We start from the raw sequence: 17,683 nt of genomic DNA on the forward strand, positions 1-17,683 counted from the left end.
GGTAAGTTATTTTCATTATTATTCATTTTATGAGAAAGAGTGGCAAGCCTATGATGACCTCATTGATGTATCAATCCTTTCGCTTTATGGAGACGTTATGACTGCATTATCCTCCGCTCAGACCGGTGCTGTTTCCCGCAATCCTTTCACCGGCGACGTTATTACCGTCCTGCCATTTGCCGCTGCGGCGGAAGTCGAACATGCGCTTGAAAGCAGCTGGCAGGCTTTCCAGGGCTGGCGCAAAAGCGATACCGACGCGCGCGCCAGCCTGCTGACGGCAATGGCGCATGCGCTACGCAATCATGCCCGCGAACTGGCGGCAATGATGAGCGATGAGATGGGCAAACCAATCGTTCAGGGCGTCAGCGAGGTGGAAAAAAGCGCCCGCCTGTGTGAATGGTACGCACAACACGGGCCGCTTTTCCTTCAGCCGGAACCCGCGCTGGTTGAAAACAACAAAGCGTTTGTTCAGTACCTTCCGCTGGGGCCGATCCTGGCGATTATGCCGTGGAACTTTCCCGTCTGGCAGGTGCTGCGCGGCGCCGTGCCGATTATAATGGCGGGAAACAGCTACCTGCTCAAGCCTGCGCCAAATGTCATGGGCTGCGCGCTGCTGCTGGAAAAGATCCTCACTGAGGCCGGAGTGCCGGCGGGGTTGTTCCGTGTCGTCAATGCCGATAATGACGCGGTGTCTACGCTGATTAACGATCGCCGCACCGCCGCCGTCACCCTGACCGGCAGCGTTCGCGCCGGTGCTGCTGTTGCCGCGCTGGCCGGCGCAGCGGTCAAGAAATGCGTGCTGGAGCTTGGGGGGGCGGATGCGTTTATCGTACTGGCAGATGCCGATCTTGATGCGGCGGTGGCCGGCGCCATTTCCGGGCGCTTTTTGAACAGCGGGCAGATCTGCATTGCCGCGAAGCGGATTATTGTTGAATCATCTGTTTTTACGGCCTTTCGCGACAAGTTTGTTGCCGCCGTTGCCGCGCTGCCTGTCGGCGATCCGCGCAACGAAGCCACCTACATCGGCCCGATGGCGCGTTACGATCTGCGTGATGAGTTGGATGCGCAGGTACAGGCAACGCTGGCTGAAGGGGCGGAGTGCCTGCTTGGCGGCCATACAATGCAGGGCGAAGGCAACTTTTATGCGCCGACGGTGCTGAGCAACGTCAGGCCCGGCATGACCAGCTTCCGTCAGGAGCTGTTTGGCCCGGTTGCCTCACTGATTGTCGCGAAAGATGCGGATGACGCTGTTGCAATGGCCAACGACTCCGAATTCGGCCTGGGCGGCAGCATCTGGAGCAGCGATATTGAGCAGGCTACTTCTCTGGCGGCGCGTATCGAAACCGGCGGCGTATTTATCAACTCACCGACGTTTTCCGATCCGCGCGTGCCGATCGGCGGGGTGAAAAACAGCGGCTTTGGCCGTGAACTGTCGCGCTTTGGCATTCAGGAATTCACTAATGCCCAGACGGTCTGGCGTGAGAGTTGATGCCGGCATAAAAGCGGTGTAACGTCGCGTTTTGCCTGCGGAGGGATAATGAACGCGATGACGAAAAACGCCACCGGGCGTATCGTGTTGTACGACGGCGTGTGTAAACTCTGCAATGGCTGGGTCAACTTCCTGTTGCGTCACGATAAACGCCGCACCGTCAGGCTGGCGGCGGTGCAAACCGATAAGGGAAGGGCGCTGCTGACGCAGGCAGGGTTGTCGCCCGACAACATTAACACCATTGTACTGTTGGAGGGCGATCGGGTTTACCTGCGCGCCGCAGCGATTTTCCGTGTGCTGGCCGGGCTGCCGTGGCCGTGGCGGGCGCTCGGCATCCTGCGCTACTTCCCTGAAGGGATAAGCAATCGCTGTTATGATCTTATCGCCCGCAACCGATATCGCCTGTTCGGGCGCTTTGACGCTTATCAGAAACCACGCGCCGATTATCCGGGGCGCTTTCTTGACTGATCCATCGTTGTCTGGACAACCTCTCCTCACTTACTCTATGTTATTGTTTTGAGCCGTAACGACCGAGGTGTTTTTTGTCTGAGAACGATAACGAGTATCAGCAGCCGGTAGGCGCAAGCCTTGAAGGCTGGACATCGCGACCGCGACCGGAGCGCGTCACCATGCAGGGGCGTTTTTGCCGTCTGGAACCGCTTGACCCCCAACTTCATTTAGCCGATCTCTGTGCCGCATGGGCAGATCCTGAAGATGAAAAGGACTGGACCTATATGCCTTTCGGGCCGTTCAGGAACGAAGGAGAATTCCGCCGCCATCTTGATGCGACGGGCGGCAGCAGCGATGCGCTGCACTATACGGTTATCGATCTGACGACAGATCGCGCGGTGGGCACCCTGGCGTTAATGCGTATCGAACCGGGGCACGGTGTGATTGAAGTGGGATTCGTTACGTTTTCCCGCTACCTGAAACGCAGCCCGCTCTCAACCGAGGCGCAATTTTTATTGATGAAGTACGTCTTCGACCAGCTTGGCTATCGCCGCTACGAGTGGAAGTGCGACAGCCTGAATGCGCCTTCATGCAACGCGGCGCGGCGTCTGGGCTTCAGTTTTGAAGGAACGTTTCGTCAGGCCATCGTTTATAAAGGGCGCAACCGCGATACCAACTGGTTTTCCATCATTGATAAAGAGTGGCCCTCTGTTCGGGAGGCTTTCGAACAGTGGCTGAAGCCAGAAAACTTTGATGAAGACGGTAAACAGCGCCACAGCCTGGCGGCTCTGCGTGACAACGTCACAAAGTAAGCGTTAATTTTTTGTGATATTTCCCGACATAAAGGCATTAAACTTACTAACCTTTTACCAAACCGCGTGACGACAATCTGGTCGTCACCGTTTACGGTAAAAGGAGTAAGTTCATGACGTCTTCGGCGCTACACCACGCTTCCCGACCTGTTGGTTTTGTCTATTCACTGCTCGACCCGGTGCCGCTGGGATTTTTTGTCGCGGCATGGATCTTCGATGTTATCTATCTCTTCAGTACGGAAATTGCCTGGACGCAGTCGGCCAGCTGGCTGATTGTTTTCGGTCTGATCCTTGCCATCATTCCCCGTATTATCAGCCTTGTGCATCTGGTGAAGGGCCGCAATCTGCCAGGACGCTCCGCGCTGAATCTCCATTTCTGGCTGTCGGCGCTGGCCGTCGTGCTGGCCATTTTTAATGCTTTCGTTCACAGCCGCGATGCCTGGGCGGTGGTGCCTTCCGGCGTCATTCTCTCCACCCTGGTGGTTTTACTGCTGCTGATCGCCAACGTCCAGCTCGCCGTCCGTACCCGCTACGCTTATGGAGAAGCCCGATGAAAACGTCTCTGAAACTTTCCCTGTTGACGCTCTCCATAACGCTGATGATCAGCGGTTGCGACGACAGCGCTAAAATCGATCCCGCGCGCCAGACCGGCGCAAACCCTGAACTGCCTGCGGCACAAAACTTTCTGCTGCCGCCCATGCAGGTGCCGCGCGGTGCAGCCTGGAAGCAGGGCGAGAAACCCACCGTGGCCGACGGGTTAAAAATTGAAAAAATTGCCGATGGCCTGCAACACCCGCGCCAGCTCACCACTCTGCCTAATGGCGATATCCTGGTGGTGGAAGGCAACAGCCCGCCGGGTGTGACCGCCAAACCTAAAGAGCTGATCATGGGGCTGGTGCAAAAAGCCTCCGGCAAAGGCGGCGCGGGCGGCAACCGTATCACGCTGCTCAGAAGAAGCGCCGACGGCCAGCACTGGGAAAAACACCCCTTCCTGAACAATCTTTTTTCACCGTTTGGCGTGCAGCTGATTGGCGACACGCTCTACGTGGCCAATGCCGATGCGATCATGAAATATCACTATGACAGCGGCGCAACCTCAATCACCGATCCCGGCACCGAACTGACCGATCTTCCCGGCGGGCCCATCAACCACCACTGGACCAAATCGCTGCTCGCCAGTCCGGACGGCAGTAAGCTCTATGTGGGCGTCGGCTCCAACAGCAATATCACCGAAAACGGCACGGGCGCGGAATACCGTCGCGCGGCGGTACTGGAAGTGGATGTGGCCAACGGGGCAAGCCGTATCTTTGCCAGCGGCCTGCGCAATCCGACCGGCCTGCAATGGGAGCCGCAAAGCGGCAAGCTGTGGGCGGTGGTGAATGAACGTGATGAAATCGGCGCCGATCTGGTGCCGGATTATCTCACCTCGGTGCAGGACCAGGGCTTTTACGGCTGGCCCTACAGCTATTACGGCCAGCATGTGGATGAGCGCGTCAAACCGCAACGGCCCGATTTGGTTAAAAAAGCCATCAAGCCTGACTACGCCCTCAGCTCGCACGTTGCGCCACTGGGCCTGCTGTTCTATACCGGCGACAATCTTCCGGCAGAGTATCGCGGCGGCGCCTTTATCAGTGAACACGGCAGTTGGAACCGTAAACCACTGAACGGTTATCAGGTGGTCTGGGTGGCTTTCAAAGACGGCAAACCCCAGGGGATGCCAAAACCTGTCGTGACCGGTTTCCTGACTGACGATCACAAAAACGTACGCGGTCTGCCGGTGGGGCTGAGCATGGACAAGGAGGGCGGCCTGCTGATTGCCGATGATGCCGGTAATACCGTCTGGCGCGTCTCCGCACGGTAATATACTCCGCGCCGTCATTCGACGGCGCTTTTCACCCTCGATCGCACAAATTCACCCCGCCTGCCGCTTGCGCTTAAGATATATCATAGATATATTCCCACCCTGTTGAGTGAGAATCATTCATAATAATGTGCCGACGCTATGCAGGAGATCCCATGCAGGATAATCACCCTTTTTCTCGTTTACCCCAGCGCGTCAGAAATGAACTGCGATTTCGCACCATTGACGTGCTGAGCACCCGCCAGGTTGCGGGTTGTTTTAATCGTATTGAATTTGGCGGCGACGCGCTGAAGGGCTTCAATTCAGCAGGTTTCGACGATCATATCAAAGTCTTTTTCCCCAACGGCGGTGAGCTGAATTTACCGGAAATCACCCCCGAAGGCGTGGTATGGAAAGATGGCGTACGGCCCGCTGCACGCGACTATACGCCGCTGGCGTTTGACGGTGACGCAGGGCGCCTGACGCTCGACTTTTATATTCATCAGGCCGGTCTGGCAAGCGACTGGGCGGTGCAGGCGAAGCCGGGCGATAAACTGACGATTGGCGGGCCGCGTGGATCGCTGGTGGTGCCGGAAGATTACGCTTTCCAGCTCTACGTATGTGATGAAACCGGGCTGCCCGCCTTTAAGCGCCGCCAGCAGGGGCTTTCGGGTGGTGACATCAGGCTGTTTGCCTTTGCTGATGAAGCCGCAGGACGCGATTACCTGGGCGATACCGGTAGCGTAACGGTGAGTTGGCTCGGCAGTGGCGCGATGACGCTGGCAGCGGCAGACGAGCTGATTGCGCAGTTTGCGTCTCTCTCGCTGCCCGATAATGACTATTTTATCTGGCTGACGGGCGAGGGCGCTGCGGTGAAAAAAATGGGCGACTATTTTATTGCGCAGCGCGGGTGTGAGGCAGAGCGGGTTCGCGCGGTGGCTTACTGGCATCAGAAATAGCCCTGGTCACCGTGTTGAAATTACGCGATGGGCAGAATACTATCGTCTGCTGATTTTTTTCCGGGACAGGTGATGACACAGGATCTCCACGCGGGCCGTGAAGAGTGCGGCGCCAGGCGCAGAAAACGCCGTGAAAAAATGCTTGATGCGGGCGATATTCGCCTGCTGATGCTGCATTTTATTGGTCAGGGCGCGGCGCATGGCTATGAGCTGATTAAATCTGTTGAAGATCTGTCACGGGGCGAATACACGCCCAGCGCCGGGATCGTTTACCCCAACCTGACGCTTCTTGAAGACGCGAACTGCATCAGCGCTGTTGATCCGCATGCCAGCCGAAAAACCTGGCAACTGGAAGAGGCGGGCCGCCGCCAGCTGGCTGAAAACCAGCCTCTCTTACGCGATATCGTTTCCCGCCTCGCCTCGCTGGCGGTGCTGGTGAATAATCGCAGTATTCCGGAAGTTGAGCGCGCCATTTATAACTTCAAAACTGCGCTCAATGCGCAGCTTTCGCAGCAAAACCTGTCGCAGGAAAAGCTGCATAAGATCATTGATACGCTGGACGAAGCCGCTAAAAAAATTGAACGCGGCTGCTGATAATCTGCTGCGCACGCCTAATCAGGCGTGCGCACTGTGAATTTATCCGCTGTATAAACAGCCCTGACCTGCCCGATTCCCTCATTACGACTACTATTAATACCGGTACTGTTTCCGCAGCGTAATTATCACGCCAACAGCTTAAAATATCTGTAGTTTTTTTATTTGTGAAATGTAGTTAAATTTATGCTGTAGAAATGTAAACGCTTACACGGGTGATTTTTGCCCGTCGTGTCAACTGAGAGAATCAGAATGGTTAACAAATTAACAAGTATTGTTATAGCGATAATCGGGCTCGCTATGCTTTATATGGGCGCAAAACTCCTGATGGTGGGGGGCACCTTTTTTTATCTGGTGATGGCGATTGGGCTGCTGATCACCGCCTTCGCCCTGTTTAAAAATAAAAGAATCGCGCTGACACTTTATGCCGTGCTGATGTGGATTGTCCTTGCCTGGATAATTTACGAGGTGGGCTTTGATAAATGGCAGTGGATACCGCGCGGCGATCTTATTGGCCTGATTGGCGTGTGGCTGGCAATGCCGTGGGTGGTTCGTTCGCTCTCGCAAAGAGAGGCGCCTTCACGAGCCTCTGCGTTTCATCCTTTTCTTGGCGGTACCGTTATCGCCATGATTGCGATTGTTATCGGGCTGATGTTCTACGATCCCTATCCGCAAGAGGGCAACATCACCACCAAACGCAATCCGACCGATATGGATGTGGCGGGCAATGACTGGTCAGCCTACGGCGGCACCAATAACGGCCTGCGCTTTTCATCGTTAAAGCAGATCACCAAAGACAACGCCAGCAGCCTTGAAACGGCGTGGACTTACCACACCGGCGATCTGCGCGATGAGAAAGATGCATCGGAATATACCTTTGAAGCGACACCGCTGAAGGTGAATAACACGCTCTACTTCTGTACGCCGCATAATGAAGTGCATGCGCTGAATCCCGAAACGGGCGAACTGAAGTGGAAGTACGCCACCAGTAAAGATCGCTCTTACCTGCAACAGCATCAGACCTGCCGCGGCGTCAGCTATTATGACGCCGCAAGCGCGCCAGCTGAACAGAACGCGGCTTCTCCAGCGGCCTGCCGTAAGCGTATTTTTAATACCACCACCGATGCCCGTCTGCGCGCGCTGGATGCCGACACCGGCAAACTGTGCGACGATTTTGGCGATCATGGCGTGGTGGATCTGCATGCCAATATGGGAACGCTGCGTCCTCATGCGCTGATGCAAACCGCGGCGCCGCTGGTAGCCGGCAACCTGGTGATCGTTGGCGGTTCGGTCATGGATAACGGCTTTAATGCCGGAAACCCGTCGGGCGTTATCCGCGCCTATGACGTCATCAGCGGCCGACTGGTCTGGAACTTTGATCCGGCCAGTCCGGACAGCACCCAGCCCATTGAGGCGGGCAAGACCTATCCACAGGATACGCCGGTGGCCTGGGCAACGCTGAGCGCTGATGTCAAAAATGGCCTGGTTTACGTGCCGTTTGGCAACGCCTCGCCGGACGAGCTGGGCACAAAACGTATTGCCGACAGCAATACGGAAAAATTCCGCGATACGCTGGTTGCGCTTGATTTGAAAACAGGCGCGTTCCGCTGGCGCTTCCAGTCCTCTAAAAATGACCTGTGGGATCGCGATAATCCTTCGCAGCCATCGCTGCTGGATATTGATTATCAGGGGCAACGGCAGCCTGTGGTGATCCTGCCGACGAAAACCGGCAACCTGTTTGTGCTGAATCGGCTCACCGGTCAGGCCGTTTATCCGGTCAATCAGCGTCAGGTCTCAACCACAGGCGGCGTGGCAGGGGAAAAATTTTCGCCCATCCAGCCCGTTTCCGCACTGAATTTTATTCCTGAGCCGCTTAATGAAAAATCGATGTGGGGGCTGACACCATTCGATCAGATGGCCTGCCGCACGGAATTTAAATCGTTGCGCTACGATGGCAATCCCTGGACGCCATCAACGGAAGGCGGTTCACTGATCTTTCCCGGTAATATTGGCGTCTTCAACTGGGGCTCGGTGGCCGTCGATCCTGAACGTCAGATCCTTATCGCTTCGCCGGTTCGTCTGGCCTACAAATATAATCTGATCAAACGCACGCCGCAAAACGCCAGAGACCGTCTGTTTACCAAAGACGGCACGCCTTACTGGAACGAGAACTTTGAGGGTGATTACGCTATTCACATTCAGCAGTTTGCGTCCGGTTTGGGCATTCCCTGTATTGCGCCGCCGTGGGGCCGCATGGTGGGCGTGGATTTGACCTCCGGTAAAACAACGTGGTTGCGCCGCACCGGCAACACTAAAAATCTCAACACGACTTTCCTGCCGGGCCGGTTCCCGATTGGTTTCCCGATGGGCATCGGTCGCACACGGCGGGCCATTGACTACTGCGGGTGATGTGGTGTTTCAGGCGGCAACGGCGGATAACTTTATTCGCGCTTACGACGTCAATAACGGCAAGCTGCTGTGGGAAAACGAGCTTCCTGCTGGCGGGCAGGCAACGCCATCAACCTACATGGGCGCTGATAACAAACAGTACGTGGTTATTGCTGCGGGTGGTCATGGCTCTCTGGGAACAAAGACCGGGGATGCGGTGGTTGCCTATCGGCTGAAATAGCATTGCGGAAATAAAAAGGGTGGCATAAAGCCACCCTTTTTTTTTGCTATGGATGAATTACAGCGTGCCTGTGCCGCCGTCTGAACACCATACCTGACCTGAACTGTAGCTGCTCTCATTTGACGCCATCGTGACATACAGCGGGGCGATCTCCGCAGGCTGGCCGGGACGTCCCAATGGCGCAGAGGCGCCAAACTGCTGCACTTTTTCCTGTGGCTGCCCACCGCTGGATTGTAACGGCGTCCAGTAAGGGCCGGGGGCAACGGCGTTAACGCGGATCCCTTCTTTACCGAGCTGCTGCGCCAGCGCTTTGGTAAAAGCAACAATCGACGCTTTCGTCTGCGCATAGTCCAGCAGAATGGCGCTTGGCGAATAGGCCTGTACGGAGGACGTATTGATAATCGACGCGCCGCGCGGCAGATGATCGACCGCAGCTTTGGTTATCCAGAACATTGCATACACATTCGTTTTAAACGTGGCGTCAAAATCTTCCGTGCTCAATGTGCGGATGGATTCATTGAACTGCTGACGTCCGGCGTTATTGACAAGAATATCCAGCCCGCCCAGTTTGCTGACGGCATCGCTCACCAGCTGCTGACAAAATGATTCAGAGCGAATATCGCCAGGCAGTGCCACGGCGCGACGGCCTTCTGCTTCAATCAGCGCAATGACTTCTGCTGCGTCGGACTCTTCTTCCGGCAAATAGCTGATGGCGACATCGGCTCCTTCCCGCGCATAGGCAATGGCCACCGCGCGGCCAATACCGGAGTCGCCGCCGGTGATTAACGCTTTTCTGCCCGCCAGACGACCGGAACCACGGTAGCTTTTCTCGCCATGATCCGGAACGGGGATCATTTTACTGGCGAGACCGGGCACGGGTTGTGGCTGCTCAGGGAAAGGCGGTGCAGGGTAGTCGATGGTGAGTAGTGATTTTTTTTGATGTTCGCTCATAAATTGCACCTTAATTTGTCTTAAACCGACTTTAAGCCTGGCAGAGATGTGACATTTGTCACGCCTCGTCACCAAGTCACCTGACGCAATGGTTGTTTTTTAGGCGCTAAATAAGAGAGGATAACGCCTTGTGTCGTACCCTAAAAAGCCTGATGGCAGCGCGGGAGAGTGCAATTAAAAAAGTAACAGGAGAACTGGGCTGAGGACCGCACTTTTTGCTAAAAAAATCGCCAGTTTTGTCTCTTTTAAATCTGTACAGATTTTTAATTTTTGTATAACTTACGCTTCATTAAAATTAACAGGACTTGCGCTAACGCTAAAGAGGATTTGAAAATGCGACAGGACGAGTTTAAACCTAAAACAGAACATGAAATAGCACGGTACTTCAGCATGGTTGATCAGGCTATTCCTTCCCATCAGGACACGCTGGGGCAAATCGTAATGGAAATTATCAAGTCGGGAAAACCCGTTAATCGCAAAGCCATCTGTTCTAAACTGCTGATGCGCCTTGAACACTCTTCCAGTGCGGAAATGGAAAAGCATCACCACGAACTGATTGGCATATTATTTGGACGTGACCAGTAAGGATTACCCGTCTACCGATTCTGAGAACAGGTATGAACAGAAGTGACAGTGACAAGCTGACCGATATACTGCTGGGAGAAGCGGTGCTGTCGGTAATTAAACAGCAAAAGAATCTCAACGCTGCAACGCTGCTCGAGAGGCTGCAAGGGATGGCGGCAAGTGAGCAGGACAGCGCCCGTTATATTGCCTGTCTTAATGCGATAACAGTTATAAAAAAAACCGAAACCTCGTCCGCCACGCAGCGCCTGATGCGCAACCTGCCGGCCGCGGAAGATAATGTTATTCGCTTTGATACAGACAATCGCAAACCTTCAGGCAGCAACAAGCACTGACCGCGCGTTTTATTAAAACTGGTAATTCAACCCGACCATGCCCATCGCGTTACTGCTTTTTTCCGCCAGCGGACTCTCTTTCGCATCGTTAATAAGAATTCCCCAGCCCAGCGCGCTGTTTACACGCCAGTGCGGCGACAGTTGATATTGCCAGCTCAGGCCAGGGGTTATTTTAGAGAAGCCGGAAGAGGGCGTGTAAACCGAATAGTGTCGTTCACTGCTGGCGCTCTGCTGCGGCGTGATGCCATACCAGCTTTGCATATAATCGCTGCTGTTCCACATACCGGAAACGCCCAGCGTTAATTTTTGTTGCTCATCGCGGTATATATCATAGCCAACGGAGAGCGTTGCGCTGGCACCCTGATCGCTGTCGCCGGCGGCAAGATATTTTAACGTGGCATTAAAACGGCCTGGCTGCCAGCGTAAAAAAGCGCCGTAAAGCACGGTCGAATCAATGTCTTCCAGCCCGTTAAGCGCCGAAACGTCCGACGAATCGCGCCCGCTGCTGTAGCCAACAACCGGCCCGATACTGACGTCGTCGGTCAACGGCAGTACCACGCTTAATTCATCTCCCTGCAAACGCAGCCTGCCATTAAATAATTGCGCCTGCGGCACCGGAGAAATATGATATTTATCTGCGCCGCTGTAGTAGGGAACCCATGCCGCTCCCAGCCCCACTGAGGCATTATATTCTTCTGCCCGTGCGCTATTCATGAAAGCAGCGGCCATCGTCATGTAAATAAGCAGACCCGACCGGTGAATAAAATGCAGATTACCTGGCGCGTTCATAACCTTCTCCCGACAATGAATGTTGCGGCTATCTTATTATTATAAAAAGCAAAATCCATGACTGATTTATTTCACCGGGTGTCATGACATGTCGTGACATTTTTCCCGTTACCGTTGCTGTGGATGAGCACGTAAAATAGATCTTTTACCTCCCCCTGTTCAGAGAGGCGTGATGAACCTGCAAAGCGTTAAAAAGCCCCGAATTGTCATTCTTGATGATGAAAACGAACTGCGGCTGATGTTGACGCGTTATTTGCAGGCGCAGGGATTCCAGGTGCGCGCGGTGGCCGAGAGCGGGCGACTTAACCATTACCTGCAACGTGAGCGCTACGATTTACTGATCCTTGATATCATGATGAAACCGGAGGATGGCCTGACGGTGTGTCGTCGCCTGCGTCGTGAAGGCCAGATGATCCCGATCCTGATGCTGACGGCGCGCGGCGATCCGATTGACCGTGTTATCGGTCTGGAAACCGGGGCCGATGATTATCTGGCCAAGCCTTTTTTGCCGCAGGAACTGGTCGCGCGCATTCGTGCAATTTTTCGACGTCAACAGCTGGACAGCGGCGCGGTGCCGCATCTGCCGTCACGGGTTGTCTTTGGTCCCTTTACGCTGGATCTTGATCAGCGGGAACTCTATCAACAGGGTGAACGGGTGGTGCTGAACAGTGCCGAAATGCAGCTTCTTCTTGCGCTGGCGGGAACGCTGAACAGGCCGGTCAGCCGTGAAAATCTGATGGCGCGCGCGCGTGGGCGCGACTACAACGCCCATGACCGCAGCGTTGATGTTCAGGTGCTGAGGTTGCGTAAGATCCTTGAGAAAGATCCCGCTGCGCCAAGATGGATTAAAACCGTCTGGGGCTCTGGTTACATGCTTTCGGGGCAGGCGGAATGAGGCACCTCCGCTGGCCGAACTCATTAAAAAGCCGCTACGGGCTGCTGTTGATCCTGCTGGTGTTAATTACGCAACTGCTCTCAACGCTGGTTTTCCTTCACTATGTGCAGCGGCCTCGCGTTAATGACGCCGCTCACCTTCTTGCCGCGCAGGCGCAGATGCTGAATACCATCCTGCGTTCCGTTCCGCCGCAGGACAGACCGCGTTACGTCAGGCAGCTCAATGCACAGAGCGCGCCGCCGCCCGGTCTGGAAGAACCGGATTCCGACGGCCTGCGCGGCTTTGTTCGCGGTTTTGACCTGCAACGCTTCGTGCAGCAGTTGCGCGTTCGTCTGCCTGACGATATGGACGTGCGCTGGGAGCCTTCTCCGGCACGACGCTTCTGGTTTCGTATCCACATCGCCGGTGAAGCCTGGTGGATCACGTTGCCCAATATCCAGGCCGAAAGCATCACCGGCTGGGGCATCGCACTGTTGCTGTCGCTGTTGCTTTCCATCGTTGCACTGGCGGTGGCCTGGTTTACCCATCGTCACTTTACCCGGCCGTTAACGCGGCTGGTGCGTGCTGCACGCGCGCTGGGCCGGGGCGATAAACCGGCACCATTAGCACTGAGCGGCCCGCGGGAAATCGTTGAGGTCAGCATGACCTTTAATCAGATGTTACAGGGACTGTCCGACCAGGAGGAGAAGCGCGCGGTATTGCTGGCCGGTATTTCGCACGATATTCGCACGCCGTTAACCAAGCTGCGTCTGGCTATCGCCATGACGCCCGGGCGCGAGGCAGCGGAAGAAGATTATCAACGCTACTTCGATGATATCGATGGCATCCTGCAACAATTTATCGAATATGCGCGTGGTGAAAGCCATGAGCCGATGGAAAAGGGCGATCTTAACCTGCTGTTAAGCGCGCTGGCACAGGATTACGCCGGGCTGGGAATATTTTTTGATTTGCGACTGGAGCCGCTGCCGGTTTTCTCATGGCGGCGAACCAGTATTCTGCGATTGTGCATGAATCTTATGCAAAACGCGGCGAAATATGGCGTAAAAGAGCTGGAAGTTGCCAGCTGGCATCATCAGGGCTATGCATGGATTGCCATCAGCGATCGCGGGCCTGGCATTCCTGCCGATGAGCTGCATGAAATTACTCAGCCTTTCAATCGCGGCAGGCGCAATATGCAGCTCAGCGGTGCCGGGCTGGGGTTAGCGATTGCCGAGCGCATTGTTGCACAGCATCAGGGTGAGCTGCGGATCAGCAATCGCGAACGCGGGGGCCTTGAGGTGGTTTTTACGCTGAAGATGCGGTGAAAATAGCGCCAGCGCACAACGGCGGCGCTATCAAAAGGGATCAGCCTGCGGTAGTAGGTTCTTCAGCAAAGCTTGGTTTATCTTTCTGTACGGAGTAGGCGACGCGCTTCACCTGACCGGCTTCGGTGGTGATCTCCACCGGCTGAATGGTGACCTGACCAAACCCAAACAGCGTGCGCACATAGCCGCCAACTTTATGTTTACCGGGCGCCATTCGCAACTCTTTGCTTTCGCCGCGAGCCAGCATGCCCGCATCGTTGCCATCGACGGTGAGGAAGACGGATGAACCATCGTCAGCCCGGCTGGAAATGTGCGAGACACTGACCTGGGCGGGGCCGGATGTAAACGCCTGAGACGTCTCTGCTTCCGCTGCCGGATGCTTAGCACAGCCGGTCAGCGCCATAGCGGCAACGGCCGCCGCCAGAGTAAAACGGAACATCATAAGACCTCATTTTCCTCGAAGGATATAGAACAGCCTATTTTAACGTTTCTGCCTGGGTATATACAGCGGGGAAGCGTTAGGGTTCATCTTAATTTGTTAAAATTTTCCGCAATGCCGTCATTTTATTCGCCTTTCCTGTCAACTTTGCCACTCTGTGCCATGCTTTAGGAAATATGTCGAAAACGGCACAGCCTGCAATAAGGAGATAAGATGAAAAAGATGCTGACACTCGCCGCCATTCTGGTAATGAGCTGCAATGCAATGGCAGAGAAAGGCGGATTTAAAGGTGGAGACGCGCCGCCGCCGCCGCATAAACAGGATGCCGGCTATAAAGGTTCTGAAGATACGAATGAAGGCAAAAGCAGCGATGTTCGTTCGCTTCGTGATGGCGCCTGGGTAACGCTGGAAGGCAATATCATTAAAAAGACCGGCAAAGATCGTTACGATTTTCGTGATAAATCCGGCGTGATAGAGGTGATTATTCCGCAGGCAGCATGGAAAGGTAAAGAGCGGGGCGCGGACGATCTTCTCCGCATCAGCGGCTATGTGAAAGGACAGGGCAAGACCAGACATGTTGACGTTCAGCGGCTGGACGAACCTTAAGCATCCGATACAGCCCCATAAGGGGCTTTTTTTGCGCGCCGCAACGCCCGGAACAGAGGAGATCGGATGCAGAATGAAAAATGTGAAGTGCTGGTCGTTGGCGCCGGCCCAACCGGACTGATGGCGGCCTGCCTGCTTGAACAGTGCGGCATTCACGTGAAAATCATCGACAAGTCGATCTCCGCCTCGCAGGAGTCGCGCGCGGCAGTGATGTCGGCGCGCTCGCTTGAGCTGTTTGCCTCACTGGGAATGAGTGAAACGGTGCTGGCGCAGGGGGCAATCACGCGCAATATTGACTTTTTCATCTCTGGTCGCCATCAGGGCGGGCTGGACTATGCGCACTGCACGTCTGTCGACACGCCTTTTCGATTTATTCTGATGATCCCGCAGTCCAGAACTGAAGCCATCATGCTGGACAGACTTCAGTCGCGCGGTATTCACGTGCAACGGGGCGCAGAACTGGTCGCGCTACGTACGCTGGCAAACGGCGCCGAAGCCGACGTAGTCAGCGCCTCCGAACAGAAAACCATTGAGGCGATATATCATTGGCGCAGACGGTGGTCACAGTACCGTCCGGCATTTGCTCGGTCTCGGTTTCGACGGCGAAAAATATCCGCAAAATTTTTTGCTGGGCGACGTGCATGTTGACTGGCAGTGGGATCACGAGCGGTTTCGTATCTTTATGCATGGCGAACGCATCGGCCTTTTTTTGCCGCTGGGCGGCAACGGTCTGTCGCGCGTCATGACGACCGACATGAACGGTGGATCGGACAACGATGCGGAACAGCTGCGCCTTGAAACATTGCAACAGGCATTCAGTGAGGCCGCGCAGGTTCCGGTGACGCTCAGCAATGCGCGCTGGTTGTCAAAGTTCAGCACCCATCACCGCATCGTCGATCGTTATCGTTCGGGGCACATATTTGTCGCGGGTGACGCCGCGCATATTCACTCTCCGGCAGGCGGCCAGGGGATGAATACCGGTCTACAGGATGCGGCAAATCTGGTATGGAAAATCAAAAACGTCCTGCATCACCACGCTGCGGCGCCGCTGCTGGACAGCTATGAGTATGAAAGACTGCCCGTAGCGCGCGAAACGTTGGCATTTACCGATAAGATTTTTCATCTTGCCGCCGGACAAAAAGGCTGGCGGGCCAGCTTCCGCGACCGTATTGCACCGCTGCTGATTGGCCCGGCGTCGCGCCTGCATAGCGTGCAGGAGAGGGCGTTTCGAAAATTTGGTCAGCTTGATATCCGCTATGCCCAGGGCAGCTACATTTCTGATATCAGCGAGAGTGATTCACCGGCCCAGCCCGGCGATCGCGCGCCTGACGCGCAGATAACCCGACATCAGGATCTGTTCGATCTGCTGGCTGGTTACCGTTTCACCCTCATGCTGCTTTCACGCAAGCCGCTTGAGCCGCAACACGCCGAGTCATATCTTAAACGGCTCTCATCCGTCAGAGCATCGCTGGCGCAGACGCTGCTGCTCGCGCCGATGACCACAGGGAGTCACGCAGCGGTGATAAGCCCTACGTGCAACGATGTCTTTACCCATTACGGTTTGCACGATGACAGCTCTCAGGCGGTATTATTGATCCGCCCTGATGGTTTTATCGCCTGGCGCAGCAATGACGATAATCTTACGGCGGCAGATGCCTGGCTTACACGTTTTTTTGCGGCGCCTGTCTGAACCTCAGCGACTGCCCGCACCGTTCCAGCGCGCTTTGAGCAAGTTAACCGCCTCCAGCACCTGTGGCTGATTAAGATAGTCTTCCCTGAACAGAATAGTGCCGTCGACCTCCGGTAAAGATTCGTTTAAATCGAGCTGTTTTTTCAGTTCCGGCACGCCGCTGCTTATTGTCCACTCTGGCTCAACCGTTGAGGGCATTCCCACTTTGTACAACGCCACGCCGATATACAGACGGGTATGGGTGGGCTTCACCACGTCGGCCCACCATCGGGTTAATTCATCGTAGCGGGCGGCCTGGCGCGAGAACGGCCAGTAAATCTGCGGAGCAATATAATCCAGTAACCCTTGCTGCACCCAGCGGCGGGTGTCGGCATAGGATTCATCATAGGCGGCCGCACCACGGGTATCGGATCCGGCCGGATCGTGCGAGCGGTTGCGCCACACGCCCGCAGGACTGACGCCAAATGCGACGGCAGGTTTTATCTGTTTGATAGCGCGTGAAACCTGTTCAATAAGCCGCTGAGTATTATGGCGTCGCCAGTCCGCTTTTGAAGCAAAACCCTGACCATATTGCCTGAAGGTTTCGCTGTCGTTGAGCGGAGAACCCAGCGTCTCGGCATAAAAATAATCATCAAACTGCACGCCATCAACGGGATATTGCGTAACCACTTCGGCCACAATGCTGGTTATCCAGTCTCGTACCTCCGGAATGCCCGGATCGAGAACATAACGTTCGCCGGCGGTGCGCACCCAGTCAGGATGCAGCAAAAATACGCTGGCGGGATGCAATGACAGCGTCTGATTCAGTTCTGACACCGTTGACGTTTTCGTATTAACGGTGACGCGATAGGGGTTAAACCATGCATGAACTTTAATGCCGCGCTTGTGGGCTTCATCCAGCACAAACTGAAGCGGATCGTAACCGGGATCGTCACCAATCCGGCCGGTCAGCATATCTGACCACGGCAAGATTTTTGATGACCAGAGCGCCGTGCCGTCGGGTTTAACCTGAAAAAAGAGAGTATTGACGTTCAGACTCTTCAATTTATCCAGCTTTTGTATCAGCGCCTGCTGCTGCTGGCTGATACGCGCGGAGGCGCTGCGCACGTTGATGGAACTGACGGGCGGCCAGTCGAGACGTGACACCGTCGCCAGCCAGACGCCTCGCACTGGTTGCTGAAGCTGAGGTGGTTGGGCCGCAATGGGATGTTCCGCCACGGGAGGAAAGGGCGTTACTAACGATTTCGGCGGTTCCGTGGCGCAACCGGCAAGCAGAAGCGCGCCGAAAATCAGCGCGCCTGGCCGTATAAAAGGCATGA

16 protein-coding genes and 2 pseudogenes are annotated in these 17,683 nt (G+C 55.2%); 14 read left to right on the forward strand and 4 right to left on the reverse strand.

Annotated features, from left to right (window positions below; genetic code table 11):
* Positions 1-97: 97 nt before the first annotated feature.
* The 8 genes and pseudogenes from GS12_RS04385 (at position 98) to GS12_RS04420 (ending at position 8,773) form a co-directional block, all read left to right on the forward strand.
* Complete coding sequence (locus GS12_RS04385) at positions 98-1,489, forward strand: NAD-dependent succinate-semialdehyde dehydrogenase (RefSeq protein WP_034944287.1); 1,392 nt, start codon at positions 98-100, stop codon at positions 1,487-1,489.
* Between the two features lie 48 nt (positions 1,490-1,537).
* A complete protein-coding gene (locus tag GS12_RS04390) occupies positions 1,538-1,957 on the forward strand; it encodes a thiol-disulfide oxidoreductase DCC family protein (RefSeq protein ID WP_034914763.1) in 420 nt (139 codons plus the stop codon).
* Positions 1,958-2,031: 74 nt separating this feature from the next.
* On the forward strand, positions 2,032-2,751 hold the full coding sequence (locus GS12_RS04395) for a GNAT family N-acetyltransferase (RefSeq protein WP_034914766.1): 720 nt from the start codon (positions 2,032-2,034) through the stop codon (positions 2,749-2,751).
* Positions 2,752-2,864: 113 nt separating this feature from the next.
* Positions 2,865-3,305 (forward strand): DUF2231 domain-containing protein, encoded by a 441-nt coding sequence (locus tag GS12_RS04400; RefSeq protein ID WP_034944288.1) that lies wholly within the window; start codon positions 2,865-2,867, stop codon positions 3,303-3,305.
* Complete coding sequence (locus tag GS12_RS04405) at positions 3,302-4,612, forward strand: PQQ-dependent sugar dehydrogenase (protein ID WP_034944290.1); 1,311 nt, start codon at positions 3,302-3,304, stop codon at positions 4,610-4,612. Before GS12_RS04400 ends, GS12_RS04405 begins: the two co-directional genes overlap by 4 nt.
* A gap of 155 nt (positions 4,613-4,767) precedes the next feature.
* Entirely contained in the window at positions 4,768-5,550 is a 783-nt protein-coding gene (locus GS12_RS04410; RefSeq protein WP_034944293.1) for a siderophore-interacting protein, read from the forward strand.
* A gap of 72 nt (positions 5,551-5,622) precedes the next feature.
* Positions 5,623-6,144 carry a PadR family transcriptional regulator gene (locus tag GS12_RS04415; RefSeq protein ID WP_034944296.1) on the forward strand — a complete coding sequence of 174 codons (522 nt, stop codon included), beginning with the start codon at positions 5,623-5,625 and terminating at the stop codon, positions 6,142-6,144.
* Between the two features lie 252 nt (positions 6,145-6,396).
* Positions 6,397-8,773 (forward strand): annotated as a pseudogene (locus GS12_RS04420) (membrane-bound PQQ-dependent dehydrogenase, glucose/quinate/shikimate family).
* 57 nt (positions 8,774-8,830) lie between these two features.
* On the opposite strand, the gene GS12_RS04425 reads toward GS12_RS04420, so the two are convergent.
* Entirely contained in the window at positions 8,831-9,724 is an 894-nt protein-coding gene (locus GS12_RS04425) for an SDR family oxidoreductase (RefSeq protein WP_034944299.1), read from the reverse strand.
* Positions 9,725-10,057: 333 nt separating this feature from the next.
* Here GS12_RS04425 and ycgZ point away from each other — a divergent pair, with 333 nt between their 5' ends.
* Both ycgZ and GS12_RS04435 read left to right on the forward strand, forming a co-directional pair.
* Positions 10,058-10,309 carry a regulatory protein YcgZ gene (gene ycgZ, locus GS12_RS04430; protein WP_034914785.1) on the forward strand — a complete coding sequence of 84 codons (252 nt, stop codon included), beginning with the start codon at positions 10,058-10,060 and terminating at the stop codon, positions 10,307-10,309.
* Between the two features lie 32 nt (positions 10,310-10,341).
* Positions 10,342-10,641: a hypothetical protein gene (locus GS12_RS04435; RefSeq protein WP_034944302.1), complete on the forward strand. Its 300-nt coding sequence runs from the start codon at positions 10,342-10,344 to the stop codon at positions 10,639-10,641.
* Positions 10,642-10,653: 12 nt separating this feature from the next.
* Here GS12_RS04435 and GS12_RS04440 read toward each other — a convergent pair whose 3' ends face one another.
* A complete protein-coding gene (locus tag GS12_RS04440) occupies positions 10,654-11,430 on the reverse strand; it encodes a MipA/OmpV family protein (RefSeq protein ID WP_034944305.1) in 777 nt (258 codons plus the stop codon).
* A 172-nt stretch (positions 11,431-11,602) separates the two neighbouring features.
* On the opposite strand from GS12_RS04440, the gene GS12_RS04445 reads away from it, so the two are divergent.
* Together GS12_RS04445 and GS12_RS04450 are read left to right on the forward strand one after the other, a co-directional pair.
* Positions 11,603-12,325, forward strand: a complete 723-nt coding sequence (locus GS12_RS04445) for a response regulator (RefSeq protein WP_034914793.1) — start codon at positions 11,603-11,605, stop codon at positions 12,323-12,325.
* Entirely contained in the window at positions 12,322-13,629 is a 1,308-nt protein-coding gene (locus GS12_RS04450) for an ATP-binding protein (RefSeq protein WP_034944308.1), read from the forward strand. The genes GS12_RS04445 and GS12_RS04450 overlap by 4 nt, the downstream gene beginning before the upstream one ends.
* A gap of 40 nt (positions 13,630-13,669) precedes the next feature.
* On the opposite strand, the gene GS12_RS04455 is transcribed toward GS12_RS04450, so the two are convergent.
* Positions 13,670-14,071: a hypothetical protein gene (locus tag GS12_RS04455; RefSeq protein ID WP_034914799.1), complete on the reverse strand. Its 402-nt coding sequence runs from the start codon at positions 14,069-14,071 to the stop codon at positions 13,670-13,672.
* A gap of 210 nt (positions 14,072-14,281) precedes the next feature.
* Here GS12_RS04455 and GS12_RS04460 point away from each other — a divergent pair, with 210 nt between their 5' ends.
* Positions 14,282-14,674 (forward strand): YgiW/YdeI family stress tolerance OB fold protein, encoded by a 393-nt coding sequence (locus GS12_RS04460; RefSeq protein WP_034914803.1) that lies wholly within the window; start codon positions 14,282-14,284, stop codon positions 14,672-14,674.
* A 73-nt stretch (positions 14,675-14,747) separates the two neighbouring features.
* Positions 14,748-16,361, forward strand: a pseudogene (locus GS12_RS04470) (FAD-dependent monooxygenase); the annotation flags it as partial.
* A gap of 6 nt (positions 16,362-16,367) precedes the next feature.
* Here the strand turns inward: GS12_RS04470 and GS12_RS04475 are convergent.
* Positions 16,368-17,681: a glycoside hydrolase family 10 protein gene (locus GS12_RS04475; RefSeq protein WP_034944315.1), complete on the reverse strand. Its 1,314-nt coding sequence runs from the start codon at positions 17,679-17,681 to the stop codon at positions 16,368-16,370.
* Positions 17,682-17,683 lie beyond the last annotated feature (2 nt).

The organism is Erwinia oleae (assembly GCF_000770305.1).
In the GTDB taxonomy this organism is placed as follows: Bacteria; Pseudomonadota; Gammaproteobacteria; order Enterobacterales; family Enterobacteriaceae; genus Erwinia; species Erwinia oleae.

Coding starts and splice junctions, on each gene's coding strand:
- GS12_RS04385 (WP_034944287.1), top strand. CDS start 98: ATGACTGCATTATCCTCCGCTCAGACCGGTGCTGTTTCCCGCAATCCT.
- GS12_RS04390 (WP_034914763.1), top strand. CDS start 1,538: ATGAACGCGATGACGAAAAACGCCACCGGGCGTATCGTGTTGTACGAC.
- GS12_RS04400 (WP_034944288.1), top strand. CDS start 2,865: ATGACGTCTTCGGCGCTACACCACGCTTCCCGACCTGTTGGTTTTGTC.
- GS12_RS04405 (WP_034944290.1), top strand. CDS start 3,302: ATGAAAACGTCTCTGAAACTTTCCCTGTTGACGCTCTCCATAACGCTG.
- GS12_RS04410 (WP_034944293.1), top strand. CDS start 4,768: ATGCAGGATAATCACCCTTTTTCTCGTTTACCCCAGCGCGTCAGAAAT.
- GS12_RS04415 (WP_034944296.1), top strand. CDS start 5,623: ATGACACAGGATCTCCACGCGGGCCGTGAAGAGTGCGGCGCCAGGCGC.
- GS12_RS04425 (WP_034944299.1), bottom strand. CDS start 9,724: ATGAGCGAACATCAAAAAAAATCACTACTCACCATCGACTACCCTGCA.
- ycgZ (WP_034914785.1), top strand. CDS start 10,058: ATGCGACAGGACGAGTTTAAACCTAAAACAGAACATGAAATAGCACGG.
- GS12_RS04435 (WP_034944302.1), top strand. CDS start 10,342: ATGAACAGAAGTGACAGTGACAAGCTGACCGATATACTGCTGGGAGAA.
- GS12_RS04440 (WP_034944305.1), bottom strand. CDS start 11,430: ATGAACGCGCCAGGTAATCTGCATTTTATTCACCGGTCGGGTCTGCTT.
- GS12_RS04445 (WP_034914793.1), top strand. CDS start 11,603: ATGAACCTGCAAAGCGTTAAAAAGCCCCGAATTGTCATTCTTGATGAT.
- GS12_RS04450 (WP_034944308.1), top strand. CDS start 12,322: ATGAGGCACCTCCGCTGGCCGAACTCATTAAAAAGCCGCTACGGGCTG.
- GS12_RS04455 (WP_034914799.1), bottom strand. CDS start 14,071: ATGATGTTCCGTTTTACTCTGGCGGCGGCCGTTGCCGCTATGGCGCTG.
- GS12_RS04460 (WP_034914803.1), top strand. CDS start 14,282: ATGAAAAAGATGCTGACACTCGCCGCCATTCTGGTAATGAGCTGCAAT.
- GS12_RS04475 (WP_034944315.1), bottom strand. CDS start 17,681: ATGCCTTTTATACGGCCAGGCGCGCTGATTTTCGGCGCGCTTCTGCTT.